This window comes from Mesorhizobium sp. M1365, from assembly GCF_040317865.1.
Lineage (GTDB): Bacteria > Pseudomonadota > Alphaproteobacteria > Rhizobiales > Rhizobiaceae > Mesorhizobium.
This window is the reverse complement of sequence record NZ_JAMYLG010000002.1, coordinates 365,340-381,054: the sequence shown is the minus strand read 5'-3', so window position 1 is coordinate 381,054 and position 15,715 is coordinate 365,340. Positions and strand designations below refer to the sequence as shown.

Below are 15,715 nucleotides of genomic sequence, written 5' to 3'. Positions count from 1 at the left end.
GAACCGAATGGACTGAGCCCGATGACAGCGACCGTGAATACCGATACCGGACGCCAGCGGCTGCGCACCGCCCTGTTCCTCGCTGTCGCCATGGCCGCCACGGTCGGCTCGGCGCTGGCCTTCCAGTATCTCGGCGGCTACATCCCCTGCAAGCTCTGCCTCGAGCAGCGCACGCCTTACTACGTCGGCGTGCCCTTGATGCTGCTGGCGGTGCTTGCGTCGGCTCTTCAGGCGCCAGCCTGGGTAAGCCGTGGCCTGCTGGCCATTGGCGGCCTGCTGATGCTCTACGGCGGCTATCTCGGCGTTTATCACTCCGGCGTCGAATGGGCGTGGTGGCCAGGCCCGACCGATTGCACCGCAGCCGCCGGGCCGGTGGACACCGGCGGCAAGGGCGTGCTCGATGCGCTCGACAAATTCGTCCCGCCCTCCTGCGACAAGGCGGCGCTCCGCATCCTCGGCCTGTCGCTGGCCGGCTGGAACGCCATCGCCAGCTTTGTCCTGGCAGTCGTAGCCTTCCGCAGCGCCTTCGCCCGCGACTGATTTAGCGCGACACGAGATCATCCAAGAATTCGGCAGGCTGAGTCGGGTGGAGTGATTGCCGAGAACCGAAGCGGAGCGGACATTGGTCCGTGAGCATCGGAAGCGCAGAAAATCGCTTCAGACGGCCAGCCTCCCGAATTATCGGATGATCTCACGGCTCGAGTTCGACATCCCAGTACAGATAATCCATCCAGCTTTCGTGTAGATGGTTGGGCGGGAACAGCCGGCCGTTATTATGCAAATCATGCACCGTCGGCTGGTAGGGCTTCTGCAGCGGCCACATCTTGGCGTGGGCCGGCATCATGCCGCCCTTCCTCAGATTGCAGGGCGAGCAGGCAGCGACGACATTCTCCCAGGTCGTGGCGCCGCCGCGATGGCGAGGAATGACATGGTCGAACGTCAGATCGTCCGGCGTGCCGCAATATTGGCATTGGAAACGGTCACGGAGGAAGACGTTGAAACGGGTAAACGCCGGATGCCTCGACGGCTTCACATAAGCCTTCAGGCTGACGACGCTCGGCAGCTTCATCGAAAAGGTCGGTGAAGAGACGGCGTGTTCGTATTCGGCGACGATGTTCACCCTCTCGAGGAACACCGCCTTGATGGCATCCTGCCAGGACCAGAGCGACAGGGGGTAATAGCTGAGCGGACGGTAATCCGCGTTCAGCACCAGCGCTGGAAGCCCATCCGGAGATACGGCAACCGTCACGTCGTTGACCTCCTTCACCCTAGAACCGGTCGGCGCGGATACTGTAAGCCCGACATGACAGGGATGTGAAGCGGATTGTCGATCATGCCGGGTCTCAAAAACGCATGATTTCAATGCTTTTTTGCGGATTCAGGCCGGAGGCGCGGCATCCCTGCCCTTCAATTCGCGATAATAAGCCCAGAAAAGCCGCGATGCGACACCGCGCCACGGGCTCCATGATTCGGCAAGCCGGATCAGCATTTTCTCCGGCGGACGCGGGTCGATGCCTAGTGCATGGCCGACCGCGCTCTGCAATGCAACGTCGCGCGCCGGAAAGATGTCCGGGTGTCCGGCGGCAAACAAAAGGTAGACTTCAGCCGTCCACGGGCCGATCCCCGGCACCCTGGTCATGGCCGCGATCGCCTCGCTTGCATCGAGCCGACAGAGGTGATCGAGGTCGAGCCCGTCGGCCACCGCCCGGGCGACGGCAAGCAGGCCGCGCTGTTTGGGTCGCGACAGCCCGGCCTCGCGAAAGATCACCTCGTCGGCGGCAAGTATCGCCTGCGGCGTCAGCGGATCGAGCAGTCTCGTCAGCCGGCCGAAGATGGCGTCGGCGCTCGCGCGGGACACTTGTTGCGAAACGACGATGGAAGCAAGGCTCCTGAACCCCGGCTCCGATAGCCTGAGCGGCACCTCGCCGGCCATGCCGCGCACTCTTTCCAGGCGTGGGTCGAGTAAGCATAGCCTATCCAGCCCTTGCGCAATGTCGTCGAGACTGGCGATGCGTTGCATGTCTGCTTGTTCCAAAATCAAAAGTGCCGCACGCTTCGTCACGTGTCCCTCTGGACGCACGACGCCACCGGCGCAAAGTAGCAATTGGCGAAAGCGCCACACAACCCGATTGCCGCCGGACAATGACACTGCTGACATTCCGCTTCGCGCCGAGCCCGAACGGCGAACTGCATCTCGGCCATGCCTATTCGGCGCTGCTCAATCAGAAATTGGCAAAGGCGACGGGCGGACGCCTGCTGCTGCGCATCGAGGATATCGACACGACACGCTGCACGCCGGAATTCGAGGCAGGCATTTTTCGCGACCTGAAATGGCTGAGGCTTGGCTGGGAGGAACCGGTGCGCCGCCAGTCCGAGCATTTTGCCGAATATCGGGCGATGCTCGAGCGGCTGATCGAGGAAGAACTTGTCTACCCGGCCTTCATGAGCAGAAGTGAGATCCGCGCCTTTATCGCCGACAGCGAGAAGCGTGGCCGCGACTGGCCGCGCGACCCGGACGGCGTGCCGCTCTATCCTGCCGCCGACAAGGCGTTGACGGCGAGCGAACGCAAGCGGCGCCAGGCCGAAAATGTGCCATTTGCCTGGCGGCTGGACGTCGATGCGGCAATAGCGCGCGCCGGCAAGGACCTGTCATGGGCCGAATACACGAACGAGACGCTCTCCGCGACGCGTCGTGTCGAAGCCCATCCGCAGGATTGGGGCGACGTGGTCGTGGCGCGCCGCGAAATCCCGACCAGCTATCACCTCGCCGTCACCATGGACGACGCGCTGCAGGGCGTCAGCCATGTCGTGCGCGGCCAGGATCTCTATTCCGCGACCAGCGTGCAGCGGCTGCTTCAGCAACTGCTTGGCCTGCCGCAGCCGGCCTATTTTCACCATCGCCTGATCCTCGGCCCGGACGGACGAAAACTGTCGAAGAGTCTTGGCGATACCGGCCTTGCCGCCCAGCGTAAGACGGGCGCATCGCCGGACGATGTGAGGCGGCTGGTCGGTCTCTAGCGGCGCCAAAGGCATTCCTTGAATGGAAATGAGCCTATGGATCAACGGTTTGGTTTTGCCTTCCGCTCGGAACGGCATTAGAGCAAGCGCGACAATCAGTCCTCACCGACGCGTGGCCTCCGGAAAAATGCACAGCCTCAAGCGGTTCATCCCCGCCTCTTTCGTCGTCCTGTGGGCGACCGGCTTCATCGGCGCGCGCTATGCCACGCCGTGGGCGGAGCCCTTTACCTTCCTGGCCGCGCGCTTTGTCCTGGCCGCAATCCTGCTTGTCGCTTTGATGGCCGCGCTTGGTTCGAGCCGTGCCACCCGCGACGAGGCGCTGCACGCGACCGGCGCCGGCATCCTGATGCATGGGGTCTATCTCGGCGGCGTGTTCTGGGCCATCCACCGGGGCATGCCCGCCGGGCTTTCAGCCCTGATCGTCGGCCTGCAGCCGCTGATCACGGCAGTGCTCGCCGGCAGGCTTCTCGGCGAGGCCATCCTGCCGCGCCACTGGGCCGGTCTCGGCCTCGGGCTGATCGGTGTGGTGATCGTGCTCTGGCCGAAGCTCGGCGCGCTCGGCGGCGGGGTGACGGCCGAAACACTGGGCGCCTCACTTGTCTCGGTGCTCGGCATGAGCGCCGGCACGATCTGGCAGAAGCGCTTTGCTTCCGGCGGCGATCTGGTGGCTGCCACGTTCTGGCAATATGTCGGCGGCGCATCTGTAATGGCCTTGGCCTCGCTAGCCTTCGAGACGCGAACGGTCATCGTCAATGGCGAACTGATCTTCGCCATGGCCTGGCTCGTGCTGGTGCTGTCGATCGGCGCCATCTTCCTGTTGATGGTGATGATCCGCGACGGCGAAATGTCGAAGGTCGCCTCGCTGTTTTACCTCGTGCCGGCCGTCACCGCGGTCATCGCCTGGGCATTGTTCGGTGAGCACTTGAGCCCGCTCCAGATCGCCGGCATGGCGATCGCGACGCTCGGCGTCGGGCTGGCGACGGCTCAGCCGCCGACGCGGGCACGCGCCTCTAAATAGCGGCTGATCGCGGCGTTGAGCTCGCCACCGAGGATGAAGATCGCTGATACGATGTAGAGGAAGACGACGGCGATCATGATCGAGGCGAGGCCGGCATAGGTCGTCACATAGGACGAGAAATGATCGAGATAGGCGGCGAAGATGGTCGACCCGATGAGCCAGCCGACCAGCGTGAAGATGATGCCAGGCACGATCGAAACGAAGCGGCGCTTGCCGGCTGGCAACCAGAAATGCACGGCGAACAGGCCGCCGATGATGACGACCGAGGCGATGACGTAACGCCACAGCGTGATCGTGCCCATGTAGGGCTTTATCCATTCGAAATGCGACTCGGCCAGCCGTGCCAGCAACGGCGCGAAGACCAGCAGCACGCTGATGGCCAAAAACCCGGCCGTCGCGATCAGCACGAAGATGATGCTCTGCACCCGCCGGTAGATGATGCCGCGCGTTTCCGAGACACGATAGGCCCGGTTGAGCGAGGTGCGCAGCGCCTCGATGCCGTTCGAGGCGAAATATCCGGCAAGCACGATACCGTAGGTCAACAGGTCACTGCGCCGGACGGTAAGCACGTTGAGTACCTCGCGCGCGATCGGTTTGGCGATCTGCTCGGGCCATGTGTCGAACACAAGGTGCACGGCGGTGTCGGCGAAAGCCTGCGCGCCGAAAAAACTCGCCAGCGTCGTGGCGAAGATCAGGAAAGGAAAAAGCGCCATCAGCGCGGTGATCGCCAGATGGCTGGCCATTGCCCAGCCGTCGTCGGTGTTGAAATGGCCGAGCGCGTCGTAGAGGACGCGTTTGAGGGCTACGATCTTCCGCAACAAGAACCGCGTTCCCTTCGATTGTCCCGACGCCGCGAATATGGGAAGGGTTTGCGGTAAATGACAACCCTAGGTCAAACCACCATTCCTCCCGGAGAAGAGTTGCGCACCATCATTGTCACAGGTGCCTCTTCCGGTATAGGCGCCTATTGCGCCCATGCTCTTAAGAGGGAAGGCTGGCGGGTGTTCGCAACGGCCCGAAAGCCCGAAGATATCGCCGCGCTCGAGGCCGACGGCATCGAGGCCTTTTATCTGGACTACACCGAGCCCGGATCGATCGAGGCGCTGGTGGCGTCGGTGCTGGAACGGACCGGCGGCCGGCTCGGTGCGCTCTTCAACAATGGCGCCTACGGACAACCCGGCGCCGTCGAGGACCTGCCGGTCGAGGCTTTACGGCAGCAGTTCGAAGCCAATGTCTTTGGCTGGCATGATCTCACTCGCCGCGTCGTACCGGTGATGCGCCGTCAGGGCCATGGTCGTCTCGTTCATTGCTCATCGATCCTCGGCCTCGCGCCGGTGCCTTTTCGCGGCGCCTACTCGGCATCGAAGCACGCTATCGAAGGGCTGATGCTGTCCCTCTATCAAGAACTCCGGGGTAGCGGCATCCATGTTTCGCTGATCGAGCCGGGGCCGGTGAAATCGAAGATCGCCAGCAACAGCCTTGCGTGGTTCCTGGCAAATATCGATCACGAGAATTCCGTTCATCGCCTTGCCTATGCGGCGCAACTCAAACGGCTGCGGGCCGGCGGCAGCACATCGCGGCTGAAGCCCGGGGCGGAGGTGGTTTATGCCGCCTTGCGCCATGCGCTTCTGTCGCGGCGCCCGCGCCCGCATTATGTGGTAACAGTGCCGGCCAGGATCGGTGTGATCCTTAAACGCATCCTGCCGGCTTCTGCACTCTACCGTCTGCTCGCCAAACGCGCCTGAACGCAATTCAACTGGAACACACCATGGCAACCGTCTTCAACATCCTCGCCGTTCTTGTCATGGTCGCAGTGGTGATCGTGCTGATCCGCGGCCTCATCAACATGATGCGCGGCGGCTCCAGCATGACCTCCAACAAGCTGATGCAGACGCGCGTGCTCTTGCAGTTCGTGGCCTTGGTGCTGATCATGCTGGCGGTGTATTTCACCCGTAAGTGACCCAGCACCAGCCGGGAGGTACCCCGTGGTCAAACTCAACAAGATCTACACCCGCACTGGCGACGATGGCACCACCGGTCTCGGCTCCGGCGAGCGGCGGCTGAAATCCGACCTTCGCATCGACGCCTACGGCACGGTCGACGAGGCCAATGCCTGCATCGGCATGGCCCGCATTCATACCGCGGCAGTAAATCCGGCGATCGATGCGATGCTCGGCCGCATCCAGAACGACCTTTTCGACCTCGGCGCCGATCTGGCAGTCCCCGATAATGGCAAGCCGCTCGACTACGAGCCGTTGCGCATCATCGCCTCGCAGACCGACCGCATCGAACAGGATATCGATCTCCTCAACAAGGACCTTGAGCCGCTCAAATCCTTCGTGCTCAACGGCGGTACGCCGGCAGCGGCTGCCCTTCACCTCGCCCGCACGGTGGCCCGCCGCGCCGAGCGCGTCATGGTTGCGCTGTCGCAAGATCCAGACGAGCAGGTCAACCGCGAGGGGATAAGATACATCAACCGTGTCTCGGACTTTCTGTTCGTCGCCGCACGCGCGGTCAATGACAACGGAAATGCCGACGTGCTATGGGTTCCCGGCAAGAACCGCTGAATCTGCCGGAACCGGGAGAGGCCTGATGTTTATCCCGCTTTACGACACCAACAGGCTGCGGCACATCAAGCTGCAATATGTGACCATCGGCCTGATCGCGCTCAATGTGTTGATCTACCTTATCACTACGCTTGGCGGTGAGGACTTCTCCAACGCCGCGGTGCTGGGCCTCGGCTTCATCCCGTCGGTCGTGCATGACAGCGTCGAGCTCGCTCCGCAATTCGTCGTCATTCCGGAGAGCCTGAGCTACCTGACCTATTCCTTCCTGCACGCAGATATCTTCCACCTCGGCGGCAACATGCTGTTCCTGTGGGTGTTCGGCGACAATGTCGAGGATGCACTCGGCCACATCCGCTACCTCGTCTTCTATCTGCTTTGCGCCATTGCCGGCGCTTTCTTCCAGGGTCTGGTTGCCTGGGATTCGCGGGTGCCGCTGATTGGCGCGTCGGGCGCCATCGCCGGTGTGGTCGCCGCCTATCTGATCCTTTATCCGCGGGTGAAGGTATGGGTGCTGGTCTTCGCGCGCATCCCGTTGCGCATCCCGGCCTTCATCCCGCTGATCCTGTGGATCCTGTTCCAGATCTTCATGTTCTCCCAGGGGGGCGAGGATCAGGTTTCCTGGGCCTGCCATATCGGCGGCATCATCGCTGGAGCCGTGCTGGTGCTTGTCTTGCGCAGCCGCGGCGTACCGCTACTCGCCGGCGCAGACGAGGAGCCGGCCGTGGTCGCCGGTCCGGCGCCCGTAGCCGGGGAGCCGGCGCCAAGCGACCCACAACCTGCGCAGCCGGCGCCGCGCTGGGGCCGGGGAAGCGTTTCCGGTCCGGACTGAACCGATTTGAGTGCTTCGCCGAGGATCCGAGTGCGCCTCGGATATTGACGCGCGGGGTCGCCGCAACTACGGAAGCGCCACCCTACTGGCGTGGCGAAGACCAGAATTCCGTCCGGAATGTCGGCTTTCGACAACTATGAAGAGGTGCACGCTGCTATAGCGCGCCCGACGAGCGTGAAAAGACTATCGTGAAAGAGGTGGCAGGCAAATGAAGATCCTTGTGCCCGTGAAGCGGGTTGTGGATGCGAACGTCAAGGTCCGGGTGAAGGCGGACGGTTCGGCGGTGGAACTCGCCAACGTCAAGATGGCGATGAACCCGTTCGACGAGATCGCGGTCGAAGAGGCGATCCGGCTGAAGGAAGCTGGCAAGGCCGAAGAGATCATCGTCGTGTCGATCGGGCCGCAGCAGGCACAGGAGACCTTGCGCACGGCGCTCGCCATGGGCGCTGACCGCGCCATCCTGGTCAAGACCGACGAGCAGACTGAGCCGCTGGGCGTCGCCAAGGTGCTGAAGGGCGTCGTCGAGGCAGAACAGCCCGGCCTTGTCATTCTCGGCAAGCAGGCGATCGACGACGATTCCAACCAGACCGGCCAGATGCTGGCCGCACTTCTCGGCTGGGCGCAGGGCACCTTCGCCTCCAAGATCGTGCTCGACGGTGACAAGGCCACGGTGACGCGCGAGGTCGATGGCGGCCTGCAGACGCTGGAACTGAAGATGCCGGCGATCGTCACGGCCGATTTGCGGCTGAACCAGCCACGCTACGCTTCTCTGCCCAATATCATGAAGGCCAAGAAGAAGCCGCTCGACGAGAAGAGCCCTGCCGATTACGGCGCCGACGTCAAGCCGCGGCTTAAAGTGATCAAGACCGAGGAGCCGGGCGGCCGCAAGGCGGGCGTCAAGGTCGAGAGCGTCGCCGAACTGGTAGACAAGCTGAAGAACGAAGCCGGCGTGCTCTAAGGAAATCCGATGAGGCCGGCCTGCAAACGGCCGGTTCTCCGCTTCCGGTGCTCACGTACTGAAGTACGCTCCGCTCCGGTTCTCGAAACCAACCGTTTTCGACTCGGCCTGACCGGATTTCAGGAGCCTCGAAGACGAAAGTCAGGAAAACATCATGGCTATTCTTCTGATTGCCGAACACGACAACGCTGCGCTTTCCGACCAGACCGCCAAGGCGCTTTCGGCGGCGCTCCAGATCGGTTCGGACGTGCATGTGCTGGTTGCCGGCAAAGGCGCCAAGCCGGCAGCGGACGCCGCCGCCAAGCTCAAGGGCGTCACCAAGGTACTGCTCGCCGACGCCGACGAACTGACCGAGCGTCTCGCCGAACCGCTGGCGGCACTCGTCGTTTCGCTTGCTGAGCCATACGAGACGATCATCGCGCCGGCGACCTCGTCGGGCAAGAACGTCGCGCCCCGCGTGGCGGCGCTGCTCGATGTCGCCCAGATATCTGAAATCATCGAAGTCGTGTCGCCCGACACCTTCAAGCGCCCGATCTATGCCGGCAACGCCATCCAGACGGTGCAGTCCAGTGACGCCAAGAAGGTCATCACGGTGCGTACCGCTTCCTTCCAGGCAGCGCCCGAGGGCGGTTCCGCGTCGGTCGAGACGGTCCAGGCGGCGGCCAATCCCGGCCTGTCGAGCTTTGTCGAGAACAAGCTCTCCGAGACCGACCGTCCAGAGCTGACCTCGGCCAAGATCATCATCTCGGGCGGCCGTGCGCTGGGCTCCTCCGAGAAGTTCCAGGAGGTCATCCTGCCGGTCGCCGACAAGCTCGGTGCGGCGGTTGGCGCATCTCGCGCCGCCGTCGATGCCGGCTATGCGCCGAACGACTGGCAGGTCGGCCAGACCGGCAAGGTGGTAGCGCCCGACCTTTATATTGCCGTCGGCATCTCCGGTGCCATCCAGCACCTTGCCGGCATGAAGGATTCGAAGGTGATCGTTGCCATCAACAAGGACGAGGAAGCGCCGATCTTCCAGGTCGCCGACTACGGTCTCGTCGGCGATCTCTTCGTCATTCTGCCGGAACTGCAAAAGGCGCTTTGACGCCTTCTGCCAAAGCGTATTAAATTCTGAGGGGTGGGGTAGACGAAGTCGCCCCGCCCTTTTAGTTTGCACTGCACAAAAAACGGGCCGCAAAGGCCTCGACGGGATCGGGTAATGAGCAAGATCGAGACGATCGGCATCATCGGCGCGGGCCAGATGGGTGGCGGCATCGCCCATGTGTCGGCGCTGGCGGGCTATAAGGTGCTGGTTTACGATATTTCGCCCGACCGCATCGAAAAGGGCATCGCTACGATCAGCGGCAACATGGCCCGTCAGGTCGGCTCCGGCAAACTCGAGGAAAAGCTGCGCAATGAGGCGATGGCGCGCATTTCGGCGGCACCGGCCATGGCCGACCTTGCGGGCGCCGATCTGGTGATCGAAGCAGCGACCGAGGACGAGACGGTCAAGCGCAAGATCTATGCCCAGCTCTGCCCGCAGCTCAACCCCGAGGCCATCCTGGCGACGAACACGTCATCGATCTCGATCACACGGCTGGCTTCGCAGACCGACCGGCCGGAACGCTTCATCGGCATACATTTCATGAATCCGGTTCCGGTGATGAAGCTGGTCGAACTGGTGCGCGGCATCGCCACCGAGGACCAGACCTTCGAGGCGGCAAAAACCTATGTGAAGCAGCTCGACAAGACGATCACCGTCTCGGAGGATTTCCCGGCCTTCATCGTCAACCGCATCCTGCTGCCGATGATCAACGAGGCGATCTACACGCTCTATGAAGGTGTCGGCTCGGTCGACGCCATCGATACCGCCATGAAGCTCGGCGCCAACCATCCGATGGGGCCGCTGCAGCTTGCCGATTTCATCGGGCTCGATACCTGCCTGTCGATCATGCAGGTGCTGCATGACGGGCTGTCGGATTCGAAATACCGCCCCTGCCCGCTGCTGGTCAAATATGTCGAGGCCGGCTGGCTCGGCCGCAAGACCGGGCGCGGCTTCTACGACTATCGCGGCGAGCATCCCGTTCCGACACGCTGATCGCCTCGCTACCAGCGCACAAAAAATCGTCCGCCGAGCGCCCCGAGCACGGCAAGGATGGCGACCGCGATCGTATACCAGGTGCCGACGAAAAGCGGCGAATCGTCAAAGCAATGAGCCGCATAGAAGGTCGCCGCCAGCCCGCCGGCAAGCAGGCCCGCGGCCGCACCGGCAAGCACCGGCCTTGTCGGCGCGCCATGGCGCAGCACCGCGAGAAAGACGGCAAGCGGGCCGATCCCGATCAACGGAATGAAGGTCAGGCAGATGACCATGTTCGTGCCGACCAGGCGCGTGCCCCAGTCGGACGCAGGCACGGCGAAGAGTTCGAGAATCACAGCCACAATCACCAGCAGCGGCGCGGCGACCATCCAGCTCACCGCCCGGCCGGTCGATGCACCGGGCGTCGACAGCCCACGCACCAGGACAAAGGCGCTGGCGGCAAGAGCAATCGTGAAGACGAATTTGGACAGGAACCGCATCGTGTGCATGGCGATCGCAATGTCGGGGCGCGGGCCGATCGTCAGCCAGAAAACCGCGGCCGCGATCACGATGGCCGCGCCGGCGGCAAGCCACCAGGCGGTGCCTAGCGGCAGCGCCTTGCTGCGGGCATCGGCGTCAAGCGCCTTGATGAAATCTTCGGTCCTCATGTTATTCCCGCCCCGCCCTGAACCGTTTGGCAATGGCGGCAAGCCCGCGGTGCAGTGACACCCGCACAGCCGTCTCGCTGATGCCGAATTTGGCCGCGGTCTCACCGATTGACCGGCCTTCGACCGATACGGCCGAGACGACGGAACGCTGTGCCGGCGGCAGGCTGTCGAGCGCCCGGTTGACGTCGCGCTCGCTCACCGTCTCCGATTCCGGCTCGGCAAAGGTCTCGGCGATTTCGTCGATCTCGATCTCGATCCGCCGACCGCGCCGCCGGAACGCATCGATCAGCTTGAAGCGGGCTATTGCATAGACCCAAGGCAGCACCGGCGCATCATGGCGCCAGGTGTGTCGTTTCACATGAATGGCCAGCAAGGTTTCCTGCACGACATCCTCGGGATCCACCCCGCCCTGCACGATCTTGCGCCGGGCAAAGCCACGAACGAGCGCGGCGATCCGGTGCAGAAAGTCGGCATAGGCCCTTTCGTCTCCGGCGATCGCGGCCCGCAGCAGCCGTGAAAGCTCGGCTTCGTCCTTGCCGCTCACAAGAGTTCACTCCCCGATATTCGCGTCTCGGCGCTGATTTGTTACGGGGCCGGCGAAATAATGTCCAAGGCAAATTAGCTGAGCATCACGAAAGTTTGCTCCTTTTGAGCGATTGAGTGGGTCAGCAATGTTGACTGCACCAGTCAGGTATTGGTAGGTGCAGCGTGCCAAGCCAAAGACCATCGAAATCGAGGACGACGCCATGAAATATGCTCTTTCCGCCCTTGCCGGCGCGACAGCACTTGCAATCAGCCTGATCGCCGGCCCGGCAATAGCAGAGGACGAGGGCATCGTCGTTTACAACGCCCAGCACGAAAACCTGACCAAGGCCTGGGCGGAGGGATTCACCAAGGAAACCGGCATCAAGGTTACCGTCCGCAATGGCGGCGACAGCGATTTCTCCAATCAGATCGTTGCGGAAGGCACCGCTTCGCCCGCCGATGTATTCCTGACGGAGAATTCGCCGGCCATGGCATTGGTCGAGGCGGCCGGCCTGTTCGCACCGGTCGACACCGAGACGCTGGCCCAGGTTCCGCAGGAGTACCAGCCGGCGAGCGGCAAATGGGTCGGCGTTGCCGCGCGCAGCACCGTCTTTGCCTACAACAAGACCAAGCTGAGCGCCGACCAGCTGCCCAAATCGCTGCTCGATCTCGCCGATCCGAGCTGGAAGGGCCGCTGGGCCGCTTCGCCCTCCGGCGCCGATTTCCAGGCGATCGTCAGCGCGCTTCTGCAGCTCAAGGGTGAGGCGGCGACGGCCGAATGGCTGAAGGCGATGAAGGAGAATTTTACCGCCTATAAGGGCAACAGCACGGTGATGAAGGCGGTCAATGCCGGCGAGGTCGAAGGCGGCGTGATCTATCACTATTACTACTACGGCGATCAGGCCAAGACCGGCGAGAACAGCAAGAACGTCGAGTTGCACTATTTCAAGCATCAGGATCCCGGTGCTTTCGTCTCGATTTCCGGCGGCGGCGTACTGGCCTCGAGCAAGCACCCGAAGGAAGCGCAGGCTTTCCTGAAATGGGTCACCGGCAATCGTGGCCAGGACGTGCTGAAAACAGGCGATTCGTTCGAATACGCAGTCGGCAAGGGCGCCGAGTCCAACCCGAAGCTGGTGCCGCTGGCCGATCTGCAGGCGCCGAAAGTCGACCCGACGACGCTGAACTCGAAAAAGGTGACCGACCTGATGACGGCGGCCGGCTTGCTTTAGCCGGCGTTCGTCCTAAAAGGGCAACCGACTGCGCTCCTGTGGGAATTCGCTTTCCACAGGAGCGCTCTGTTTTCAAGATGGCATTTGCCTATGACCACAAGCTACCCGCGAGATTATCCGCCGCCGATCGTTTCCGCCTCCGGGCGGAGCTGGCGCAACGTCTGATCTGATGCAATCCGCGATCGATCTCGCACGCCCAGGCTTGCCGGCCGACGCCACGGCCGTGCGGGCACGTCGTTGGTCGGTCTCATGGATTGCGTTGGCTGCCGTCTTTGTCTCGCTTTTCGCGCTGCTGCCGCTTGCCTTCATCGTCTGGGTGGCGGTGCAGACCGGCTGGGAAACGGTGGCGGCGCTGGTGTTCAGGCCGCGCGTCGGCGAACTTCTGGTCAACACCAGCCTGCTGGTGGTTCTGGCGGTGCCGATCTCGATCGTGCTGTCGGTCACGCTGGCCTGGCTGACCGAGCGCAGCGATCTGCCGGGTGCCCGCCTATGGTCCTGGCTGTCGGTGGCGCCGCTCGCCATTCCCGCCTTCGTCCACAGTTACGCCTGGATCACCATGGTGCCCAGACTGCACGGCCTGTGGGCCGGCGTGCTTGTGTCCGTCATCGCCTATTTCCCGTTCCTTTATCTGCCGGTGGCGGCGGCATTGCGACGGCTTGATCCCGCTCTCGAGGATGCAGCGGCAGCCCTTGGTCTCGGCCCGTGGCGTGTGTTCAGGCGTGTCGTGCTGCCGCAGCTCCGGCTCGCCATTTGCGGCGGCTCCCTGCTGGTCGGCCTGCATCTCCTGGCCGAATACGGGCTCTATGTCTTCATCCGCTTCGACACCTTCACCACCGCGATCGTCGACCAGTTCCAGTCGACCTTCAACGGTCCCGCCGCCAACATGCTGGCCGGCGTGCTGGTGACCTGCTGCCTTGTGCTGCTCGGGCTGGAGGTGCTGGTGCGCGGCGAGGAGCGCTATGCCCGCGTCGGTTCGGGTGCTGCGCGCCAGCAGCAGCGCACGGGCCTTGGGCGCGCCACCATTCCTTGCCTGCTGCTGCCTGCCATTACCACGCTGCTGGCGCTCGGCGTACCGTTCGCCACTATCGGCCGCTGGCTCATGGCCGGCGGCGCCGATGTCTGGCGGCTCGACGAGATCGGCCTGGCGCTTGGCCAAACGCTGTTCCTAGCAATTGCCGGCGCGCTGCTTGCCACCGTCGCGGCAATGCCGATGGCGTGGATTTCGATCCGCGCGCCGGGGCGGCTGCAACGCGTCCTGGAGGGCTGCAACTATATCGTCGGCGCGTTGCCCGGCGTTGTCATCGCCCTGGCGCTGGTCACCATCGCCGTGCGTATCGCTATGCCGCTCTACCAGACCCTGTTCACCATCCTGGTCGCCTATGCGCTGATGTTCCTGCCGCGCGCCCTGATTAGCCTCAGGGCGTCGATCGCACAGGCGCCGGTCGAGCTCGAACGCGCCGCCTCCAGCCTCGGCCGGTCGCCGCTCAAGGCGCTGTGGTCGACGACCATCCGCCTGTCGGCGCCGGGCGCCGCAGCCGGCATGGCGTTGGTCGCGCTGGGTATCATGAACGAATTGACCGCAACCCAGATGCTGGCGCCCAACGGCACCCGCACGCTGGCCATGGCGTTCTGGTCCTATAGCGGCGAGATCGACTATGCGTCGGCGGCGCCTTATGCCCTGATCATGGTGGCGATGTCGCTGCCTTTGACCTGGTTGCTCTACGTCCAGTCGAAGCGGATGGCCGGGCGATGAGCTTTCTCGAGCTGAGCGGCATCCACAAGCACTACGGGCCCGTGGCAGCACTTGCCGGCGTCGACCTCAGCGTGGCCAGCGGCAGCCGTACGGCAATCGTCGGGCCGTCCGGTTGCGGCAAGACCACCTTGCTGCGGCTGATCGCCGGCTTCGAGGCGCCGGACCAGGGCCGCATCGTGCTTGATGACGAGGTGCTGGCCGATGGCGACACGGCCGTGCCGGCGCATCGCCGCGGCATCGGGCTGGTGGCGCAGGACGGCGCTCTATTCCCGCATCTGAGCATCGCCGCCAATATCGGCTTCGGCATGGGGCGTCACGAGGAAAAGCGCAGTGAGCGCATCGCCGAGCTCGCCTATGTCGTCGGGCTGGACAAAGGTATCCTGAAGCGCCGTCCGCACGAACTCTCCGGTGGCCAGCAGCAGCGCGTCGCGCTCGCCCGCGCCATGGCCATGAAGCCGCGGCTGATGCTGCTCGACGAGCCGTTCTCGGCGCTCGACACCGGCCTGCGCGCCTCGATGCGCAAGGCCGTGGCCGAGCTCCTTGAAACCGCCGGCATCACCACCATCCTGGTCACCCACGACCAGGCCGAGGCGCTGTCATTCGCCAGCCAGGTCGCGGTGATGCGCGACGGCAAATTCTCGCAGGTCGGCACGCCGCGCGAGCTCTATTTCAAGCCGAAGGACAGGATGGTCGCCGAGTTCCTTGGCGACGCCATCGTCCTGCCGGCAAGGATCGCCGATGGCTTCGCCATCTCGCCGCTCGGCCGCATCGCTGTCGACAGCTCGGAGCGGCGCGACGTCGCCCGCATCATGCTGCGGCCGGAGCAGGTGTTGCTTAAGCGCACATCGCGTGAAGGCATGTCCGGCACGCCGGACATGCTGTTCGGCGAGGTGACAGAATCGGAGTTCGCCGGCTCGATGTGCACCATCGCGGTGCGTCTGTTGAACAGCCCCGATCCGCCCGACGCCGCCGCTATCGGCAATACGCCGTTGATCCTGCGCAAGCCGGGCATGGACGCGCCGGCGATCGGCGAGATCGTCCGGCTGACCGTGTCGGGCAAGGCGCATGTGTTTGCCTGAACGGTTTTGCGCAAG

The 15,715-nt window shown here is 63.6% G+C and carries 18 protein-coding genes; 13 read left to right on the top strand and 5 right to left on the bottom strand.

All coding sequences use genetic code 11. From position 1 onward, the window contains the following. Window positions 1-21: 21 nt before the first annotated feature. Window positions 22-540 (top strand): disulfide bond formation protein B, encoded by a 519-nt coding sequence (locus NKH04_RS04105; protein WP_352471383.1) that lies wholly within the window; start codon window positions 22-24, stop codon window positions 538-540. Window positions 541-691: 151 nt separating this feature from the next. Here the strand turns inward: NKH04_RS04105 and NKH04_RS04100 are convergent, their stop codons facing one another. Next, window positions 692-1,249: an HNH endonuclease gene (locus tag NKH04_RS04100; RefSeq protein WP_023677956.1), complete on the bottom strand. Its 558-nt coding sequence runs from the start codon at window positions 1,247-1,249 to the stop codon at window positions 692-694. 129 nt (window positions 1,250-1,378) lie between these two features. Then, window positions 1,379-2,020 carry a DNA-3-methyladenine glycosylase family protein gene (locus tag NKH04_RS04095; RefSeq protein WP_352471385.1) on the bottom strand — a complete coding sequence of 214 codons (642 nt, stop codon included), beginning with the start codon at window positions 2,018-2,020 and terminating at the stop codon, window positions 1,379-1,381. A 122-nt stretch (window positions 2,021-2,142) separates the two neighbouring features. Between NKH04_RS04095 and gluQRS the strand changes: the two genes are divergently transcribed. Together gluQRS and NKH04_RS04085 are read left to right on the top strand one after the other, a co-directional pair. Beyond that, the gene (gene gluQRS / locus NKH04_RS04090) at window positions 2,143-3,018 is read left to right on the top strand and encodes a tRNA glutamyl-Q(34) synthetase GluQRS (RefSeq protein WP_352768048.1); all 876 of its coding nucleotides are present in this window, start codon (window positions 2,143-2,145) and stop codon (window positions 3,016-3,018) included. Between the two features lie 127 nt (window positions 3,019-3,145). Beyond that, window positions 3,146-4,036 (top strand): DMT family transporter, encoded by an 891-nt coding sequence (locus NKH04_RS04085; protein WP_352831681.1) that lies wholly within the window; start codon window positions 3,146-3,148, stop codon window positions 4,034-4,036. Here the strand turns inward: NKH04_RS04085 and NKH04_RS04080 are convergent. After that, window positions 4,003-4,857 (bottom strand): YihY/virulence factor BrkB family protein, encoded by an 855-nt coding sequence (locus tag NKH04_RS04080; RefSeq protein ID WP_292656768.1) that lies wholly within the window; start codon window positions 4,855-4,857, stop codon window positions 4,003-4,005. The genes NKH04_RS04085 and NKH04_RS04080 overlap by 34 nt on opposite strands. Before the next feature lie 57 nt (window positions 4,858-4,914). On the opposite strand from NKH04_RS04080, the gene NKH04_RS04075 reads away from it, so the two are divergent. From NKH04_RS04075 to NKH04_RS04045, 7 genes are all read left to right on the top strand, one after another. Then, complete coding sequence (locus NKH04_RS04075; RefSeq protein ID WP_352831679.1) at window positions 4,915-5,781, top strand: SDR family oxidoreductase; 867 nt, start codon at window positions 4,915-4,917, stop codon at window positions 5,779-5,781. 23 nt (window positions 5,782-5,804) lie between these two features. Continuing rightward, on the top strand, window positions 5,805-5,996 hold the full coding sequence (locus tag NKH04_RS04070) for a twin transmembrane helix small protein (RefSeq protein ID WP_023677950.1): 192 nt from the start codon (window positions 5,805-5,807) through the stop codon (window positions 5,994-5,996). A 25-nt stretch (window positions 5,997-6,021) separates the two neighbouring features. Continuing rightward, window positions 6,022-6,603: a cob(I)yrinic acid a,c-diamide adenosyltransferase gene (locus NKH04_RS04065; RefSeq protein WP_352540181.1), complete on the top strand. Its 582-nt coding sequence runs from the start codon at window positions 6,022-6,024 to the stop codon at window positions 6,601-6,603. A 25-nt stretch (window positions 6,604-6,628) separates the two neighbouring features. After that, complete coding sequence (locus tag NKH04_RS04060; protein WP_352831677.1) at window positions 6,629-7,432, top strand: rhomboid family intramembrane serine protease; 804 nt, start codon at window positions 6,629-6,631, stop codon at window positions 7,430-7,432. A 208-nt stretch (window positions 7,433-7,640) separates the two neighbouring features. After that, complete coding sequence (locus NKH04_RS04055) at window positions 7,641-8,390, top strand: electron transfer flavoprotein subunit beta/FixA family protein (protein ID WP_352831675.1); 750 nt, start codon at window positions 7,641-7,643, stop codon at window positions 8,388-8,390. 154 nt (window positions 8,391-8,544) lie between these two features. Then, a complete protein-coding gene (locus NKH04_RS04050; RefSeq protein WP_352831673.1) occupies window positions 8,545-9,474 on the top strand; it encodes an electron transfer flavoprotein subunit alpha/FixB family protein in 930 nt (309 codons plus the stop codon). Between the two features lie 114 nt (window positions 9,475-9,588). Next, window positions 9,589-10,467 (top strand): 3-hydroxybutyryl-CoA dehydrogenase, encoded by an 879-nt coding sequence (locus NKH04_RS04045; RefSeq protein ID WP_023677945.1) that lies wholly within the window; start codon window positions 9,589-9,591, stop codon window positions 10,465-10,467. Between the two features lie 8 nt (window positions 10,468-10,475). Here the strand turns inward: NKH04_RS04045 and NKH04_RS04040 are convergent, their stop codons facing one another. Together NKH04_RS04040 and NKH04_RS04035 are read right to left on the bottom strand one after the other, a co-directional pair. After that, window positions 10,476-11,114: an NrsF family protein gene (locus NKH04_RS04040; protein WP_352831671.1), complete on the bottom strand. Its 639-nt coding sequence runs from the start codon at window positions 11,112-11,114 to the stop codon at window positions 10,476-10,478. A 1-nt stretch (window position 11,115) separates the two neighbouring features. Further along, entirely contained in the window at window positions 11,116-11,658 is a 543-nt protein-coding gene (locus tag NKH04_RS04035) for a sigma-70 family RNA polymerase sigma factor (protein ID WP_023677943.1), read from the bottom strand. Between the two features lie 202 nt (window positions 11,659-11,860). On the opposite strand from NKH04_RS04035, the gene NKH04_RS04030 reads away from it, so the two are divergent. The 3 genes from NKH04_RS04030 (at window position 11,861) to NKH04_RS04020 (ending at window position 15,700) form a co-directional block, all read left to right on the top strand. After that, window positions 11,861-12,868 carry an iron ABC transporter substrate-binding protein gene (locus NKH04_RS04030; protein ID WP_352831736.1) on the top strand — a complete coding sequence of 336 codons (1,008 nt, stop codon included), beginning with the start codon at window positions 11,861-11,863 and terminating at the stop codon, window positions 12,866-12,868. A 169-nt stretch (window positions 12,869-13,037) separates the two neighbouring features. Further along, entirely contained in the window at window positions 13,038-14,621 is a 1,584-nt protein-coding gene (locus NKH04_RS04025) for an ABC transporter permease (protein ID WP_352831669.1), read from the top strand. Further along, entirely contained in the window at window positions 14,618-15,700 is a 1,083-nt protein-coding gene (locus NKH04_RS04020) for an ABC transporter ATP-binding protein (protein WP_352615997.1), read from the top strand. Before NKH04_RS04025 ends, NKH04_RS04020 begins: the two co-directional genes overlap by 4 nt. Window positions 15,701-15,715: the final 15 nt, after the last annotated feature.